Source organism: Streptococcus oralis subsp. tigurinus, assembly GCF_002093575.1.
GTDB lineage: Bacteria > Bacillota > Bacilli > Lactobacillales > Streptococcaceae > Streptococcus > Streptococcus oralis_CH.
The window spans coordinates 49,212-66,257 of record NZ_LNVH01000008.1 but is presented as its reverse complement, the minus strand read 5'-3'; the positions used below and the strand labels follow the sequence as shown (position 1 = coordinate 66,257).

Below are 17,046 nucleotides of genomic sequence, written 5' to 3'. Positions count from 1 at the left end.
TGATGTCATCAATGGTTGATTTTTCGATACCTTCAAGGGCAGTCAACAATTCGCTGTGAGCCTTAGCTTCTGCAGCTTGTTTAGCCTCTTCTTCTTTCTTGGCTTCCTCAGCTGCTTCCTTATCTGCTGCAGCAAGTTTGGCTTGGTCTTGGCTTGAAAGTTGAGATTGAGTTTTTGATTCGGCCGGTGTTACTTGTTCACTGTCTTCTGCCAAGAAATCTGCCAATAAGTCTGAGGCATCAATGTCGCCATCTTCGATGGCTTTCAAGATAGCGTCCTTGCCAATCACTTCTTTAGCCGCCTTGATTGCTGCTTCCTTATCAGTGATAGTGGCATCTTTGTTGATATCGTCGATTGTCTCTCTTTCAATTTTTTCTAGTGTAGCGATTAAATCTGAGCGAACTTTAGCTGCATCAACCTGAGCCTCTTTATCAGCTTCGTCTAACTTAGCTTGGTCTTCATCTGTGAATTCTGATACAGGTTCAACTACTGTTTTGTGCTCGCTCGTATCTGCTGGCCAGTCTACAATAACATCACCAATCTCCAAATCCTCATCTGCGATAGCCTTCAAAAGGTCTTCTTTACCGATCTCTTCTTTGGCTTCTTTGATGGCCGTTTCTTTATCGGTGATTGAAGCGTCTTTTTTAATATCTTCAATTACAGCATTTTCAAGAGATTCTAGGGCTTGAACTAGAGCATCCGTCGCTTGAGACACTTGTTCTTTGGCATCTTTTTCAGCCTGGTCTAGTAGAGCCTTCTCCTCAGTAGATAATTTTTTATTAGTTTGAACTTCAGGACCTGTTACCACAGCCTTATCTTCTGCACCTTCTGGCAATTCAGCGATGATATTATCTAAGCTAAGCTCTCCAGACTCAAGAGTATCTGAAATATACATCTTACCGATATATTCCTTCACAGCTTCAGCTGCATCTTCTTTGGTCATCTTAGCTGGATTTGTCGCGTCAGGATTAACTGGACTAGCGTTTTCTGATCCCTTTTCAGTTTGAGCACCGCTCTCCCCTTCTGCTCCAGCTTGTGGTTGTGCAGGAACAACTGCCTGCTCTTCTGCTTTCCCTTCATCTGCCTTAACTACTGAAGGCTGTGAAACGAGTACACTAGCACCCAATACAGCTGCACTTGCTAAACTTGTTAAAATAACTTTCTTCTTGTCCATTAGACAAAGCACCTTTTATAGTTTTTTAATGTTATTATATTATACTATATAAATAACGTCAACTAATTTGTTATAGCTTTTAAAATTTTATAAACAAGAAGAAAGTCTGTACGATGTTTAAGAAATACTTCCTGTTCTTACCCCATCACTGTCGAGTCTGTGGCCATCAATAATCGTATTAACAGCTAAAGCCCCTGAAGCATTGACGTAGTAATACTTTCCTCCTACTTGGAACCACTGGCTAGACTTCATAGCCCCTGAACTCTCCAAATAATACCATGTTCCATTTTCCTTGAGCCATCCTGTCTGCATCTCACCCGAAGCCTTTAGATAATACCAGTGAGAGCCATCCTTAATCCATCCAGTTGACATGGCCCCATTTTCTTTTAAATGATACCAATTGCCGTTAACTTTTTTCCATCCTGTCACTAGCTTACCATTCTCTCGGTAATACCAACTCCCTTCTTCTTTTTTCCACCCATTCTCTGTATTGCTTAACTTTTCATACTGCACATATCTTCTAGAACCGCTATAAGACAAATAACCGAGCCACTTATATCCATCCTTTTCAATAACCTGGTCATAGCTTACACTCTCACCAGCATAATAGTAGTCAATAACCTGTCCTGTACTTGACGGTTGGTCCATAATCGGCGATTTCCCTGTGAATACTATTGTCCCGCTGGACGGAAGCTCTGAGTTACGAGAACTCTCACTCACACTATGGTTAGCGGATAAATCCCTGAAATGAATAAAACCTGTCATCGAACTAGCCTTGACCTTTCGACGGTTATACTTTTCTCGAATCCCATAATTATACTCTTCGATTTCAATCGTATCCCCTGACACATTTGATACCCAGGCCACGTGCCCATAATAACCTTCTGTCGACCAAGCAATAGCCCCAACTTCTGGCTTAGTATCCACACGGTAGCCTTCTCGCCTTGCACGATGTCCCCATTCATTTGCATTTCCGTAAGCAGGAGGAATCTCAAAGCCATTTACACTACTCAAACGAAAGGCCGCAAAAGAGGTACACTGGCGAGAATACATCCGCCACTGATCAATTTCAACACTACCATTTTTGTAGTGAAGCGGATAATCATCTCCACGCGCTACACTATCAGCCTGAACCGATTCCCCACCAAACAAAAAGGTACTTGTAACGAACAAAGTAGCCAGCCCTACACCCAACTGAGTATATCCACTCTTCTTAACTCCTGATTTAAAAAACGTCATTCATTCTCCTTAATAATATAAATTTCCGAGGTTACCCTCGTTTATACTATTCGGGAGAAAAAGAAAAAAGTGAGCAAAGCTCACTTCATTTTATGATTCTTGGTCTAGATAGCGAATCAAGTTCTTTTCTGTCAAGATATCTGAGTAGGTGAAGGATTCGACATAGACATTGGCTTGTTTGTCTCCCTCAACATCCCCAAATTCAACGATAAATAGAGATGGATAAACCTCAATTAGCTTACCCAATCGATTTTTTTGGCGCTTACGGCCATTCTCCAAAGTCATTTCAACGACTTGTCCCTCATGCGCCTTGATTTCTTCTTTGATTTTTTTCATCTTGGCTACATCTGTAAATGCATCTGACATCTTATGCCTCCCTCTTTGAAATACTTGAAAATTTATTGTATTCTTTTTGGAAAATCAATTCCACCGTTCCGCGAGCTCCACTACGGTTTTTCTCGATGATAACCTCAACCTTGTTATTTGGAATTCCTTCCTCTTCTTCACCCGCACGATCGTAGTAGTCGTCACGGTATAGAAATGCTACGATATCCGCATCCTGCTCGATAGAACCCGATTCACGAATATCAGACAAGACTGGTCTCTTATCCTGACGCTGTTCCACTCCACGAGATAACTGACTAAGAGCAATGACTGGAACTTTCAATTCCTTGGCTAGAATTTTTAACTGACGAGAAATTTCAGAAACTTCTTGTTGGCGGTTCTCACGACCAGTCCCTGTAATAAGCTGTAGATAGTCTATCAAAATCAATCCTAGATTGCCCGTTTCTTGAGCCAGTTTGCGTGACCGCGAACGAATTTCCGTGATCCGAATCCCTGGCGTATCATCGATATAGATACTCGCGTTGGCTAGGTTCCCTTGAGCAATGGTATACTTTTGCCACTCCTCATCAGTCAATTGACCCGTACGGATAGAATGAGACTCCACCAAGCCTTCGGCCGCCAACATACGGTCTACTAGACTTTCCGCACCCATTTCCAGTGAAAAGATGGCAACCGTCTTGTCCAACTTAGTCCCAATGTTCTGAGCAATGTTCAAGGCAAAGGCCGTCTTACCAACTGCTGGTCGCGCCGCTAGGATAATTAGTTCTTCCTCATGGAGACCTGTCGTCATATGGTCCAAATCACGGTAACCCGTTGCAATACCAGTGATATCCGTTGTTTGTTGTGACCGAACTTCTAGGTTCCCAAAGTTGATATTTAGAATATCTCGGATGTTCTTGAACCCACTACGATTGGCGTTTTCGCTAACATCAATAAGCCCCTTTTCAGCCTGAGCGATGATTTCATCTGCAGGCTTAGAAGCTTCATAGGCTTGGTTGACAGACTCTGTCAACTTGGAAATCAAGCGACGTAGCATGGCCTTTTCGGCTACGATTTTAGCATAATATTCCGCATTAGCTGAGGTTGGTACAGAGTTGACAATTTCGACAAGATAGGACAGGCCGCCAATATTTTGGAGATCCCCTTGACTATCCAAAATCGTCCGAACTGTAGTCGCATCAATTGCTTCCCCACGATCCGACAAATCTACCATCGCTTGGAAAATCAATCGATGAGCATACTTAAAGAAGTCACGAGAATCAATGTATTCTCGGACAAAAACGAGCTTACTCTCATCTATAAAAATAGCCCCCAAAACAGATTGTTCTGCTAAAATATCCTGAGGTTGAACTCGCAGTTCCTCTACTTCTGCCATCCGACTTTCCTTCCTTTTACAATCTTGTCAAGAAGTTGTAAACTTAGCCTTCTTTTACACGAAGATTGATGACACTTGTAACATCTTGATAGATCTTCACTGGTACATCAATCAAACCTACTGCTCGAATTGGTGCTTGCACTTGAATATTGCGTTTGTCAATCTTAATACCAAACTGCTTTTGCAATTCTTCTGCAATTTTCTTGTTAGTGATGGAACCAAATGTACGGCCATCTGGTCCAACCTTTTCAACAAACTCTACAACTGTTTCTTCTGCCTCAAGCTTAGCCTTGATGGCTTTTGCTTCAGCAATCATTTCAGCATAAGCCTTTTCTTCTGATTTTTGTTTTCCACGCAACTCACCCACTGCTTGAGCAGTTGCTTCCTTGGCCAAATTCTTTTTAATCAGGAAGTTTTGAGCGTAGCCAGTTGGCATTTCCTTAATTTCGCCTTTCTTCCCTTTTCCTTTAACATCTGCTAAAAAGATTACTTTCATTCTTCTTTCTCCTTTTCCTTTAGTTCTTCCAAGATTAGTTGAGTCAATTTTTCTCCCGCTTCCGACAAACTCATATCCTCGATTTGCGCAGCTGCTAGATTAAAGTGACCTCCACCACCCAGCTCTTCCATAATGCGTTGCACATTGATTTTACTACGACTTCGAGCCGAGATAGAGATAAATCCTTGTGTATTTTTTGCCAGAACGAAACTAGCCTCAATGCCGGACATAGCTAACATAGCATCAGCAGCCTTACTAATAACAACGGTGTCATAAGTGGTTGAGTCCTTAGCTTGGGCAATCAAGATATCTGAACCTAACTTACGACCTTGTAAAATGAGTTCATTTACCTCACGATACTCTTCAAAATCTGTCGCAGCAATCTCCTGAATAGCAATACTGTCACTTCCCCGTGTTCTCAGGTAGCTAGCCACATCAAAGGTTCGGCTCGTCACGCGAGATGTGAAATTCTTGGTATCCAGCATCATACCAGCCATCAAAACACTGGCCTGCATACGACTCAAACGATTTTTCTTAGAATTTTGGAACTGAATCAATTCTGTGACCAGCTCACTGGCACTACTTGCTCCACTTTCAATATAGGTGATGACTGCATTCTCAGGGAAATCCTGATCACGTCTATGATGGTCAATAACAATAGTTTGAGTGAACAAATCATAAAAATCTTTTGACAAGGTTAAAGCCGTCTTGGAATGATCCACCAGAATCAATAATGAACGGTTTGTAACTAGCTTCATCGCATCTGTAAGAGATAAAAGTTTCGTGACATCTTCCTTCTTCAAGAACTGAATAGCACGTTCGATATCTGCTGGCATATGGTCTGCATCGTAGACAGCATAACTGTTCTCAATAATATTACTTGCAAACAACTGCATACCAACAGCAGAGCCCAAAGCATCCATATCTAGATTTTTATGACCGACTACAAAAACTTGGTCAACACTTCGAATCTTATCAGAAATGGCTGTCATCATGGCTCTGGTACGTGTACGAGTACGTTTGATAGATGCAGCAGTTCCTCCACCAAAGTAGACAGGATTCTTGGTTTCGTTATTTTCCTTGACCACCACCTGGTCACCACCACGAACTTCTGCTAAGTTCAAGTTGAGCAAGGCAATTTTCCCTATCTCTTCATGATTTCCATCACCATAAGAAAATCCCATACTTAAGGTTAGGGCCAGTTGCCTCTGTTTTGATTCTTCTCGGAAACTATCAATAACAGAGAATTTATCATTCATCAATTCCTCGAGTACTGTGTAATCTGTGAATAAATAAAAACGATCCATCCCCACACGGCGAGAAAACATAGCATACTTACTAGCAAATTCTGAAACAAAATTAGCTACAAAGCTATTGATATGGCTGATATCAGAGTCAGACGTCGCATCCTCCAAATCATCGTAATTATCCACTGAGATGACCCCAATGACTGGACGACTAGTTACCAATTCGACAGTCGCTTCGTACTCCCCAGAAACATCAAAGAAATACAAAACACCCGAAGCCTTGTCCATATGAACAGCATACCGTGTTTCGCCCAAGGTAGCATACGAACCAGGATTCCCAACAGAAGCCTTGATGATGGTTTGAATTAATTCAACATCAATTTCCCCTTCTTCATTCGTCAAAATCAGCTCAGCATAGGGATTAAACCATTCCACTTCGCCACTAGATAAGTCTAATTTCAGGACTCCCACCGGCATTTGATCAAGCAAAGTACTCAAGCTATTTTCAGCTTGATGATTTACGTATTGGATTTGTTCAATTTCGCTCTTTTCATACTGTTTTTTTTGCCAGACAAATAAAAGCAGATAAAGAAGTACAAATAAAAACAAGACACTGATTGTTACAACATTATTTTGTGAAAAAATAATCAGCATTGTTAAGGTTCCGAAAGTTGCAATCCCTAGTAGAATCGCAGAATTCGGAGTTAAATTATTTTTTTTCATTCTAAACCTCTTGCGCATTATTATATCACAAATGCCCTTAAAAAGCGACCTTTAAAGAGAAAGCACTGCTTTTATTATAGTAAGATACTCTTAAAGAAACCATACATAAAAAAGGAGAGCAAATTCCTCGCTCTCCTTTTTCCACATCAGTGCAGAATCTTCCGCCTAGATTACATTATTCACCTAATTCTAGTCGAATGTCTTGTAGGCGCTCTTGCGCCTGTTTCACAATTGATTCTAAAATAGACTTACATGGTTTGATGTCTTTCACCAAACCTGCAATTTGTCCGCTCATCATTGAACCATGAACTGTATCACCTTCATAGACAGCCTTAGATAGGGAACCGATCGTAATTTCTTCCAGTTCCTCTCGGTTTGTACCTTTCTGCTCTAATTCAATATAGTGATCTGTCATCTCATTGCGAATACAACGAACTGGCGCTCCCGCAATGCGACCTGTAACCGCAGTCGCTGTATCACTTGCCGCCAAAATAGCTTCTTTATAGGCTGGAGAAATTGGACATTCTTCTGAAGCAAGAAAAACTGTTCCCATTTGAACTCCTTGTGCACCTAGGGCAATCGCAGCAGCCAGCCCTCGGCCATCTGCCACACCTCCGGCAGCAATGACCGGAATTGATACCGCATCAACGATTTGCGGGATAAGAGCCATTGTATTGGTCTCTCCGATATGCCCACCAGCTTCTGAACCCTCAGCGATTACAGCATCAACTCCCAATTCTTCCATTTTTTGAGCATGCTTGACACTGGCAATAACTGGAATAACCTTGATTCCTGCTTCTTTCAAGTAAGGCATGATATGCTTAGGTGTTCCTGCACCTGTAGTTACCACCGGAACCTTTTCTTCGATGATAACAGTCACAATATCCTTGATGTTTTTCATCATCAACATAATGTTGACACCAAAAGGCTTATCTGTCAACTTTCTCAATTCACGAATTTCTTCTCGCAACTGCTCTCCAGTCATACCACCTGACGCAATAATTCCTAATCCTCCAGCCTCAGAAACAGCTGCTGCTAGTTGATAGTGGGAGATTTGAGCCATGGCCCCTTGGAAAATTGGATATTGAATCTGTAAAAGTTTTGTAATTGACATATGAGTCCTCCTTTTATTTTCTGTTGATTCTTGTTGGCAAATGGATGTATAGTGCACCAATATCCCCGTCAACAAGAAAATGTTACATTTGTCTCCTCATATTCTGTTATCCTAAAAAATCTGGCTTACGATCCTGCTGATCTGTAAAAGGAATAAGTGGGGGGCGAGAACGTAGAACATAATCTACAAATTCCTTCCCATCCTTGTCAAACTCTACCACCGCGAAAAATTGATCATGATAAAAGAAAAACTTGTAATGATTCTCAAAAGCCTGACGCAACCATTTCTCTTTGGCTAAAATGGATTTCATAGGATAATCATCAACTGCTGGAACCCAGAGAGGATTTCGATGAACATGTGATAACATCAAGTCCCCCATATGGATCATCGTATCTTTCCCCTGTTTGAGCAAGATAATACTGTGGCCATTGCTGTGACCACTTGTGTGAATCATTTGGATTTCTGGAATGACATTGATATACTCTGAGAAAGTCGTCACCTGATCTTGAATCGGTTCCCAATTCTCTCTCAGATAAGTTCCTCGTGTTCGATTATTAGGGTTTCTCATCTCATACCATTCGACATCATTCACAATAATCTTAGCGTTTGGATACTTGGAAACCAACTCTCCTTGATCATTCACACGCGTCAAGCCACCAGAATGATCATGATGCATATGTGTCATCAGCACGATGTCAATGTCTTCAGGCGATAGTCCTAAAAGAGATAAACTTTCTTCTACCCGACTTTCAGTTAAGATTCCTAAGTTGCGCCTTTGTTTATCGGATAATTTTGCTGTATCAAAACTTGCATCTATCAAGTAATTTTTACCCTTGTACTGGATCAAAATAGGATCCGTCAATTCTGCCATCATATTAGCATCATTTGTTGGGTAGTAACGAGACCACACAACTTTCGGAACCGGACCAAAAAGAGTCCCTGCATCCGTCAATTTATCGGCTCCACGTAGCCATGTCAGTTTCATATCATGAAATTGATATTCCTGTAAGGTGAGTTCTGCCATGCTTTACTCCTTTATCCATTGGGCTGCTATTCTTTTACGAATCGAATCCCCAGATTTTCCATAGATTTCAATCGTTTTGGCATCCTTTAGATAACGGTCTATGGGGATGTCATCCAAGGTTTGAAGAGGTCCAATTAATCTAATAATTTCCTCAGAAATCTCAATTGCTACTTTTGTCGTATAAAGTTTTATCTGAGATACAAAGAGAGAATCCGCCTTCATCCTATCCTTGTAGGAAGCAAAGTAAGATTCAGCCGCACACAGCTTAGTATACAAGTCTGCGAATTGATGTTGATAGACTGTCGCATCGATTAATGGTTTCCCAAATCTTCTTTTGACCTTTACAAAAGCCAGACCTGTTTCAAAAGCTCCCTCAGAGATACCAATAGAGATTGCGCTTAATCCTAGCTGTAATTTTTTGATAATATCATTTAACTGAGTTTCCCCATTTAGCGTCAATCCTAGAAGACTATCTTCTGGCAATATGACCTGATCAAAAGTTACCGAATTCACAGGCAAACCCTGTAAACCAGGTTTTGCAATATCATCTCCAAAAGCAACTCCCGGTCGAGTCGTATCAACAATGAAAAATCCGTATCCATCTTCTCCGTTAGCTTCTTGAACCTTGGCTAAGATTAACAAAATATCTGTATAGCGGCAATTTGATACAATTGACTTCTTCCCAGTTAAAGACCAACCTGTTTCTGTTTTCCTTGCAGTTGTTGCAATAACCTCCAAGCTGTCCATCAATTTTCCTTCAGAAAATCCCAAGCCAGCTAAGATTTCTCCCCTTACTAATGGTTCTACATAACGCGATTTTTGTTCCTGACTCCCATATCGTAAAATAGGATAGATACCATAACATGCCTGAGTTAGTAGAACAGCAGAAAAAGCAGGAAAATCTTTTGAAATCAAGCGAATAAAGGTTAAAAACTCGGTTCTCAAAACAGAATCTTGACTATCTAAAAGCAAGGAAAAAATATCAAATTGCTCAATAAACTGATAAAGCAATTCTCTAGGGAACTGTTGTTCATCCTCATGAGACTTGAAATAGTCCCGAATCAACACTTTCACGTCTGCCTTCAATTCTCGCGCCAGCACGTCATTATAGGTCATCGCATTCACCTCATCTTAGTTGTCAGAAAACGGTTGGTAATAATCTTTCAACAATTCTTCATACACATAAGACTCTACTTCATTGTAGGAGTTTTTATAGGGTCTACAAAACCAAATATTAAATGGAATCGGATCTTTGAATCTAACCGCCTTAAAACGACTCTTATCCACAAAATATTCAACCGGCCTTGGCAAAAGGGCAATCAAATCTGTCTGATGAGTTGATTCAACTAGGAAGTCCCAAGTAGAGGAAAGATAAGCAAATTTAGCCTCAATTCGTTGTGAACGAAGTTTTTCTGTCACTAAATCATAAGTCGTAAATGTTTTGTTGAAGGTTGCCAATTCATAACCAGCAATATCAGACCATTCCAACAAGCTTTTCTGAGCCAACGGATGATCCTTATCCATATAAGCAACGTATTCATCCAATTGAATGATATGTTGTTCATATTTTTTAGCATCCAGGCTCGTAGGCTCTATCAGAATAGAGAGATTCAAATCTCCATCAACCATTTTTTGACGAATTTCCTTCCCTCCACCTTCCGTAACCTGGATATGGATATGAGGATTATTTTTCAGAAAATGAGGCAAGGCACTAGCAAAATAAACTCGTAAAATCAAGGACGGAATACCAAAATTAATGGTGCCTTTTTGCTTTTGAGCTTCTATATGGATCATGGAAAGCATTTCTTCATGTCGATTCACAATCTCGGTCGCATAACGATAAATTTTGCGTCCCGCCTCTGTTAAACTTTCTAATCTTCCATTCTTGCGATTGAATAATTGAACCCCTTCAGCTGCTTCAAAATTTGTCACAAATTGACTCAAGGCTGATTGACTAATGTGAATCTTCTTTGCAGCAATGGAAAGGTTGCATCCGCATTCTATGATATTGATGAAATAGTTCATTTGGATAATATCCACTTACCCATCACCTAGCTTTCCTTCACTATTTTAGTAAGTCAATTAGACAACTATTCTAGTGTTTGATAGTTGTCTACTGACTTTTTATCGAAATAACATTTCGAATACTTCATTTTAACGCTGTATATAAAGCGCTTACAATACTATCTAGTTTATATCATAACACACTAAGTAGAAAATAGCTCTTTTTTTGCTTAAATCGGCATTGTTTTCAGGTCTTCTGAGACAATGACTTCCCCAGCTGTTTTTTCAAGAACTTCTTCTAATGTCACACCAGGAGCCAGCTCTTTCAACAGGAATTTACCATCTTTGAATCCAAAAACAGCTAATTCTGTGATGACAAGATCCAATACTCCTTTAGCTGAAAGTGGCAAGGTACATTCTTTCAACAACTTAGATTCCCCATCAGCAGTTGTATGTTGGATAGCCCCGATTACACGCTTAGCTCCTACCAATAAGTCCATTGCGCCACCCATACCAGGAGCAAATTTCCCTGGGATAATCCAGTTCGCAATGCTTCCATCTTGGCTGACTTCAAGAGCTCCAAGAACGGTTGCATCCACGTGTCCACCACGAATAATGGCAAAGGAAGTTTGTAGATCAAACAAGGCTGCTCCTGGCAACAATGTAATAGGAGCTCCACCAGAGTTCGCTAAATTGGCATTATAGTTGTCCTTGGTAGGTGTTTCCCCAAATCGAAGAGCGCCATTTTCTGCCTGTAAAATAACATTTACACCTTCAGGAATGTAATCAGCAGAGGCATTTGGAATCCCAAAACCAAGATTGACCACATCTCCATCTTTAAATTCAAGTGCTACACGTCTTGCGATAATCTCTTTTGCTTTCATTTTACTTCACCCCCGCCAGTTTCTTTGTCTCTGTCCACAGATCTCCCATCATCTGATGATGCTCTTGTGGTGTCAATCCTTGAACGACATAGTCAACTAGGATACCAGGGATGTAAATATCATTTGGATCAATGTCTCCGACTTCAACCAATTCGTTTGTCTCAACAATAACTGTGTCAGCTGCTAGAGCGAGTTGAAGGGAGATGTTTTTAGTAGTCCCATCCAGATAAAGGTTGCCATACTTATCCGCCTTTGTAGCTTTAATCAAGGCAACATCAATCTTCAATGGATCATAAATCAAATATTCTTTTCCATTTCGAGTCACTTTTTCGTGTTCATCTTCAAGAATTGTTCCTACACCTGTTGGTGTTAAGACTGCTCCAAGGCCCGCGCCCGCAGCATGCAAGCGTTCTACGACAGTTCCCATCGGAGTGAACTCCACTTTCATGGCTCCCGAGAAATAATCATGCTGAGCAGCAGCGGATGTCCCTACATGGGCTGCAATGTACTTTGTAACCTGATGGTTTTCACAAAGTCGACCAACTCCAACTTCCTTACCGGGTTGAGAGGTTACAACAGACACCAAGGTCAAATCTTGCTGGTTTTGACGAACCAGTTCCTCAATTAACTCAAGTGGCTCTCCCACTCCGAGAAAACCAGAAATACCAACTTTATCTCCTGAATGAATCAAGGAAATAGCTTCAGACAATGTTACAACTTTCATAACCTATCTCCTCTCTTATTTACGTTGAAAGACAGCTTTGCGTTTTTCAACAAAAGAGCGCATTCCTTCTACCTTATCTTCTGTTGAGAAGAGTAGAGCTTCCGCTTCTGTTTCCAAACGAATAGCATTTTTCAGAGGGAGTTCTGAGCCAACTTGGATAATATGTTTAGCTTTTTCAACTGCTAGCGGTGCATTTTTCATAATCGCTCCTGCTAGCTCTTCTGCCGCAGGCAATAGTTCTTCTGCTGCTACCAACTTGTTAAGAATTCCAAGATCGTATGCTTCTTGTCCTTTAACCATTCTAGCAGTGAAGATTAATTCCTTTGTTTTACTAGTACCAATCAAACGAGACATTCTTTGAGTACCTGCAAAACCAGGAATGATTCCCAAGCCGACTTCAGGGAAGCCAACCATTGTCTTGTCATAGCCGATTCGGATATCAGTTGAAAGAGCTAATTCTAAACCGCCTCCCAAAGCATAACCATTCAATACTGAAATAGTTGGCTGAGTCAATTCAGATAAGCGGGTAAAGGTGTCGTTCGCATAGGTCATGTATTCATGAGCCTGAATTGGAGACATTTGGTCCATCTCTTTAATGTCTGCTCCTGCGACAAATGCTTTCTCTCCTTGACCGGTCACAATGACAACACGAATGTCCTCGCTTGCTTCAATTTGGTCTAAAGCGAGATTCAAATCCTTTAAGACTTCTGAACTTAAAGCGTTCAAAGCCGATGGACGGTTAATTGTTAGATAGCCAAAACCATTCTTAACCTCTAATAAAACAGTTTTACTCATTGTTCTGCTCCTACTTGATTTATTTTGAGTACAGAGTACAGCGTCAACAAATACCAACACAAAATGTAAGAGCTTACATTTTCATCATAATCCTTTTTTCCCTATCCGTCTACTTAATCTTTATTTATAGACCTATAAGTCCAGCTTATAGAATAGAGCCATTCAATCTACCCTCAAAGTCTTAGGAAAAGCAAAAATACCTTATCAAGCACTTTCGGAGAAAGACACTTGATAAGGTATGTAACTATGAGATCGGATCAATATCTCATTTTGTAATCGTAATATTGAAAAAGAGGAACTGACGTTCAGTTTTCTAATAACTAACGTTCAACGATGAGGGCTGTTCCCATCCCTCCTCCGATACAGAGAGTTGCTAAACCAGTTTTGGCATCACGTTTCATCATCTCATGTACCAGAGTCACTAAGATACGGCAGCCTGAAGCTCCAATTGGATGACCAAGAGCAATCGCGCCACCATTAACATTGACAATATCTGTGTTAAAGCCAAGTGTTTTCCCAACCGCACAAGCCTGAGCAGCAAAGGCTTCATTTGACTCGATCAAGTCAAGATCATCAACTGTCAAATTGCCTTTTTCTAGAGCTTTGCGAGTCGCATAAATCGGTCCACATCCCATAATTTTAGGATCCAAACCTGCACTTGCATACGAACGAATGCGAACAATCACTGGGAGTCCCAATTCTTCAGCTTTTTCAGCGCTCATGACCAAGACAGCCGCTGCTCCGTCATTGATACCTGATGCATTACCCGCTGTAACAGAACCGTCTTTTTTGAAAACAGGTCGTAGCTTAGACAGACTCTCCAAGCTAGCATCTTTTCTAGGAAATTCATCTGTATCAAAGACGATAGAATCGCCTTTACGTTGAGGAATAACCACCGGAACAATCTCTTCCTTAAAGCGTCCAGATTCTATAGCCGCCACTGCTCGTTTTTGTGATTCCAAAGCAAGCGCATCTTGATCATCTCGGCTAATACCATATTCTTCTGCCACATTCTCAGCTGTAATCCCCATATGGTATTCGTTAAAGGCATCAGACAAACCGTCCTTAATCATGGTATCTACCACTTTCGAATCTCCCATACGACCACCCCAACGGAAACTTGGCAAAACGTATGGCGCCTGACTCATGTTTTCTGCACCACCAGCTACGATAATATCTGCATCGCCGCATCGAATCGCTTGAGCAGCCAACTGCACTGCCTTCAAACCGGAACCACAAACCTTGTTGATAGTAAAGGCTGGTGTAAATTCAGGGAGTCCTGCGTGAATGCTCATTTGACGAGCTACGTTTTGACCTAAACCTGCGCCTAGGACATTCCCCATAATCACTTCATCTACCTGCTCTGGTTTAATATTCGCTTTTTCCAAAGCACTCTTAATTACCAAAGATCCCAAATCAACAGCAGAAACATTCTTCAAGCTCCCGCCAAAGGAACCTAAAGGTGTTCGCACTGCCGAAACAATAACTACGTCTTTCATGACTACCTCCATCAGTGTCTAGTAAGTAAAGAAACCTTCTTTTGTCTTCCGTCCCAATTTTCCTGCTTCGACCATTTTCTTAAGAAGAGGGGCAGGACGGTATTTTTGATCACCAAACCCTTGGTTTAGGACGCCCATAATAGCCAAACAAACATCCAACCCAATCAAGTCAGCAAGAGCCAAAGGTCCAATAGGATGATTTGCACCAAGTTTCATCGCTTCATCGATTTCTTCGGCACTAGCCACTCCTTCACCTAGAATGTAAATGGCTTCATTGATCATAGGAATCAAAATTCTGTTCACAACAAAACCATAAGAATCTTTAACATCAACTGGTGTTTTACCAATTTTCACTGTCAGTTCACGAACCGCCTGAACCACTTCTTCTGAAGTCTGCAAGGCCTTAATAACCTCTACAAGTTTCATGATTGGGGCAGGATTAAAGAAGTGCATTCCAATCACGCGCTCTTGATGTTTAGTAGCAGCAGCTATATCCGTGATTGACAAAGAGGATGTGTTTGATGCTAAGATAGTTTTAGGATCTGTCAATTCATCCAATTGTTTGAAAATATTCAACTTAATCTCACGATTCTCAGTTGCAGCTTCAATCACCAATTGGACTTGTTTCGCATCTTCATATGAAACAGATGGAAGCAAATTGGCCAATACCTGATCCTTCTCATCCGCAGACATCCGTCCTTTTTCAACTGAACGTTCCAATTGTTTTGTGATATTATTCAAGCCTCTTTGAACAAATTCTTCTTTAATATCGTTTAAGTAAACTGTAAAACCAGCCTGAGCAAATACTTGAGCAATTCCGCTTCCCATTTGACCAGAACCAATAATCATCACCTTAGATATCATTATTTTCTCCTTCTTATTTTACAAAAATCCAGTGCATGAAGCAAGGACGATTGAACAGAAATCCTTCAATCGCCCTTCTGACATTAAACAAAGGCACCTAGTCCAGTAATCTCACGACCAACAATCAAGGCATTCACTTCGTGTGAACCTTCATAGGTATAGATTGATTCAGCATCTGCAAAGAAACGAGCAACGTCTGTCTCAAGTGTAATACCATTACCTCCGCAAGTTTCACGAGCAAGGGCAACTGTTTCGCGCATCACCAAGGAATTGTGCATCTTAGCAAGAGCAGAGTTAAGCATCAATTCATTCCCTTTCTCTTGCATCTCAGCAATACGAGTTGAATAAGCAATAACTGCTACAGCATTTGCTTGCATACGAGCCAATTTTTCTTGAACAATTTGGAATTTGGCAATTGGACGTTTGAACTGTTCACGATCTTTAGCATATTTAAGAGCTGCTACATAAGATCCACAAGTCACTCCCATAGCAATGTGAGCAACGTCCGCACGAGTGAAGGTCAAGATACGGGCTACATCACCAAAACCATTGATATTTACCAAACGGTCTGAATCTGGAACCTCTACATTCTTCATAGTAATATGGCCATTGCGGACACAACGAAGAGCAATCTTATGTGGGATTGGTTCCGCATGATATCCAGGAGCTCCCTTACGAACGATAAAGCATTTCACCTTGCCATCCGCAACATCACGAGCAAATACAGGAACGACATCCGCAGTATCTGAACCACCAATCCAGCGTTTTTCACCATTTAGAATCCACTTGTCTCCAACACGTTCTGCAGTAGTTGCAAGTCCTCCAGCAATATCAGAACCTGAAAGAGGTTCAGTCAAAGCGAAGCAACCTTGCCAATCAAATGCAGCTAGTTTTGGAAGAAATTCTTTTTGTTGACGCTCATCACCACCCAAGAGAATTGTGTTGTAGCAAAGTCCACCATGAACGGTGTAGAATGTTGCCATAGAAGCATCGAAGCGAGCAAGTTCAAGATACAAGAAAGCAATATAAAGTTCAGAAGGTTTCCAGCTGCCCTCACGTCCTTCAAACAATTTTGGATTGTTCATAATTTGAGCGCCCTTAGCCACAGCATAGAATTCTTCAAAAGGAAAATCAGGTTTTTCCCAGTATTCATTAATAACCGGACGGAGATGTTTCTCAATCAAACGGCGAGTTTCTTGTAAAACCTCTGCTTCTCCCAAAGTTAGACCATCCGCATAGTGAAAAAGGTCCTCAGGATATAGTTCGCGTAAAATTTCTTCTTTTGTTGCCATAGTCATGACTCCTTTATTTGTTATAAGAGCGCTTACATTTTTGTATTCGCTATTTGTTGACAACCCCATTCTATCCCTTAGGGTATTATTTTGTCTACTTAATAAATATAAACACCCCTATAAGTTCAGATTATAGGGGCTGATTCTGACTGTTTTATCAAGGATTTCCTCGTTTTTCTACTTACTTATAGGCACAAGAAAAAGTGGTTTACAAATCAGTAAACCACTCTTATTAGTTATTTCAATT

16 protein-coding genes are annotated in these 17,046 nt (G+C 40.9%); all 16 read right to left on the bottom strand.

Translation table 11 applies throughout. The features are described from left to right. Positions 1-1,174, bottom strand: a 1,174-nt coding sequence (locus tag ATE37_RS09545; RefSeq protein WP_487042809.1) for an RNA polymerase sigma factor, incomplete at its 3' end; no start/stop codon positions are given. Positions 1,175-1,291: 117 nt separating this feature from the next. Continuing rightward, a complete protein-coding gene (locus ATE37_RS09540) occupies positions 1,292-2,413 on the bottom strand; it encodes a CHAP domain-containing protein (protein ID WP_084868857.1) in 1,122 nt (373 codons plus the stop codon). A gap of 90 nt (positions 2,414-2,503) precedes the next feature. Then, a complete protein-coding gene (locus ATE37_RS09535) occupies positions 2,504-2,779 on the bottom strand; it encodes a Veg family protein (RefSeq protein ID WP_001278166.1) in 276 nt (91 codons plus the stop codon). 1 nt (position 2,780) lies between these two features. Continuing rightward, positions 2,781-4,133 carry a replicative DNA helicase gene (dnaB, locus tag ATE37_RS09530; protein WP_000852476.1) on the bottom strand — a complete coding sequence of 451 codons (1,353 nt, stop codon included), beginning with the start codon at positions 4,131-4,133 and terminating at the stop codon, positions 2,781-2,783. 43 nt (positions 4,134-4,176) lie between these two features. Continuing rightward, a complete protein-coding gene (rplI, locus tag ATE37_RS09525) occupies positions 4,177-4,629 on the bottom strand; it encodes a 50S ribosomal protein L9 (RefSeq protein WP_000864202.1) in 453 nt (150 codons plus the stop codon). Beyond that, positions 4,626-6,599 carry a DHH family phosphoesterase gene (locus tag ATE37_RS09520; RefSeq protein ID WP_033605766.1) on the bottom strand — a complete coding sequence of 658 codons (1,974 nt, stop codon included), beginning with the start codon at positions 6,597-6,599 and terminating at the stop codon, positions 4,626-4,628. The genes rplI and ATE37_RS09520 overlap by 4 nt, the downstream gene beginning before the upstream one ends. 175 nt (positions 6,600-6,774) lie before the next feature. Then, positions 6,775-7,755, bottom strand: coding sequence for a nitronate monooxygenase (locus tag ATE37_RS09515; protein ID WP_256283325.1), 981 nt, complete (start codon positions 7,753-7,755; stop codon positions 6,775-6,777). A gap of 64 nt (positions 7,756-7,819) precedes the next feature. Continuing rightward, the gene (locus ATE37_RS09510; RefSeq protein ID WP_033584696.1) at positions 7,820-8,737 is read right to left on the bottom strand and encodes an MBL fold metallo-hydrolase; all 918 of its coding nucleotides are present in this window, start codon (positions 8,735-8,737) and stop codon (positions 7,820-7,822) included. Positions 8,738-8,740: 3 nt separating this feature from the next. Then, positions 8,741-9,853, bottom strand: coding sequence for an acyl-CoA dehydrogenase family protein (locus ATE37_RS09505; RefSeq protein ID WP_084868856.1), 1,113 nt, complete (start codon positions 9,851-9,853; stop codon positions 8,741-8,743). A gap of 15 nt (positions 9,854-9,868) precedes the next feature. Next, the gene (locus ATE37_RS09500) at positions 9,869-10,777 is read right to left on the bottom strand and encodes a LysR family transcriptional regulator (protein ID WP_000351428.1); all 909 of its coding nucleotides are present in this window, start codon (positions 10,775-10,777) and stop codon (positions 9,869-9,871) included. Between the two features lie 194 nt (positions 10,778-10,971). Further along, the gene (locus ATE37_RS09495) at positions 10,972-11,625 is read right to left on the bottom strand and encodes a 3-oxoacid CoA-transferase subunit B (RefSeq protein ID WP_000644731.1); all 654 of its coding nucleotides are present in this window, start codon (positions 11,623-11,625) and stop codon (positions 10,972-10,974) included. Position 11,626: 1 nt separating this feature from the next. Then, entirely contained in the window at positions 11,627-12,349 is a 723-nt protein-coding gene (locus ATE37_RS09490; RefSeq protein ID WP_033584694.1) for a CoA transferase subunit A, read from the bottom strand. A gap of 15 nt (positions 12,350-12,364) precedes the next feature. Then, positions 12,365-13,144 carry an enoyl-CoA hydratase/isomerase family protein gene (locus tag ATE37_RS09485; protein ID WP_084868855.1) on the bottom strand — a complete coding sequence of 260 codons (780 nt, stop codon included), beginning with the start codon at positions 13,142-13,144 and terminating at the stop codon, positions 12,365-12,367. 320 nt (positions 13,145-13,464) lie between these two features. Beyond that, the gene (locus ATE37_RS09480) at positions 13,465-14,643 is read right to left on the bottom strand and encodes an acetyl-CoA C-acetyltransferase (RefSeq protein ID WP_033584690.1); all 1,179 of its coding nucleotides are present in this window, start codon (positions 14,641-14,643) and stop codon (positions 13,465-13,467) included. An 18-nt stretch (positions 14,644-14,661) separates the two neighbouring features. Then, positions 14,662-15,510 (bottom strand): 3-hydroxybutyryl-CoA dehydrogenase, encoded by an 849-nt coding sequence (locus ATE37_RS09475; protein ID WP_025172369.1) that lies wholly within the window; start codon positions 15,508-15,510, stop codon positions 14,662-14,664. 80 nt (positions 15,511-15,590) lie between these two features. Beyond that, positions 15,591-16,799: an acyl-CoA dehydrogenase FadE gene (gene fadE / locus ATE37_RS09470; protein ID WP_000201480.1), complete on the bottom strand. Its 1,209-nt coding sequence runs from the start codon at positions 16,797-16,799 to the stop codon at positions 15,591-15,593. Positions 16,800-17,046 lie beyond the last annotated feature (247 nt).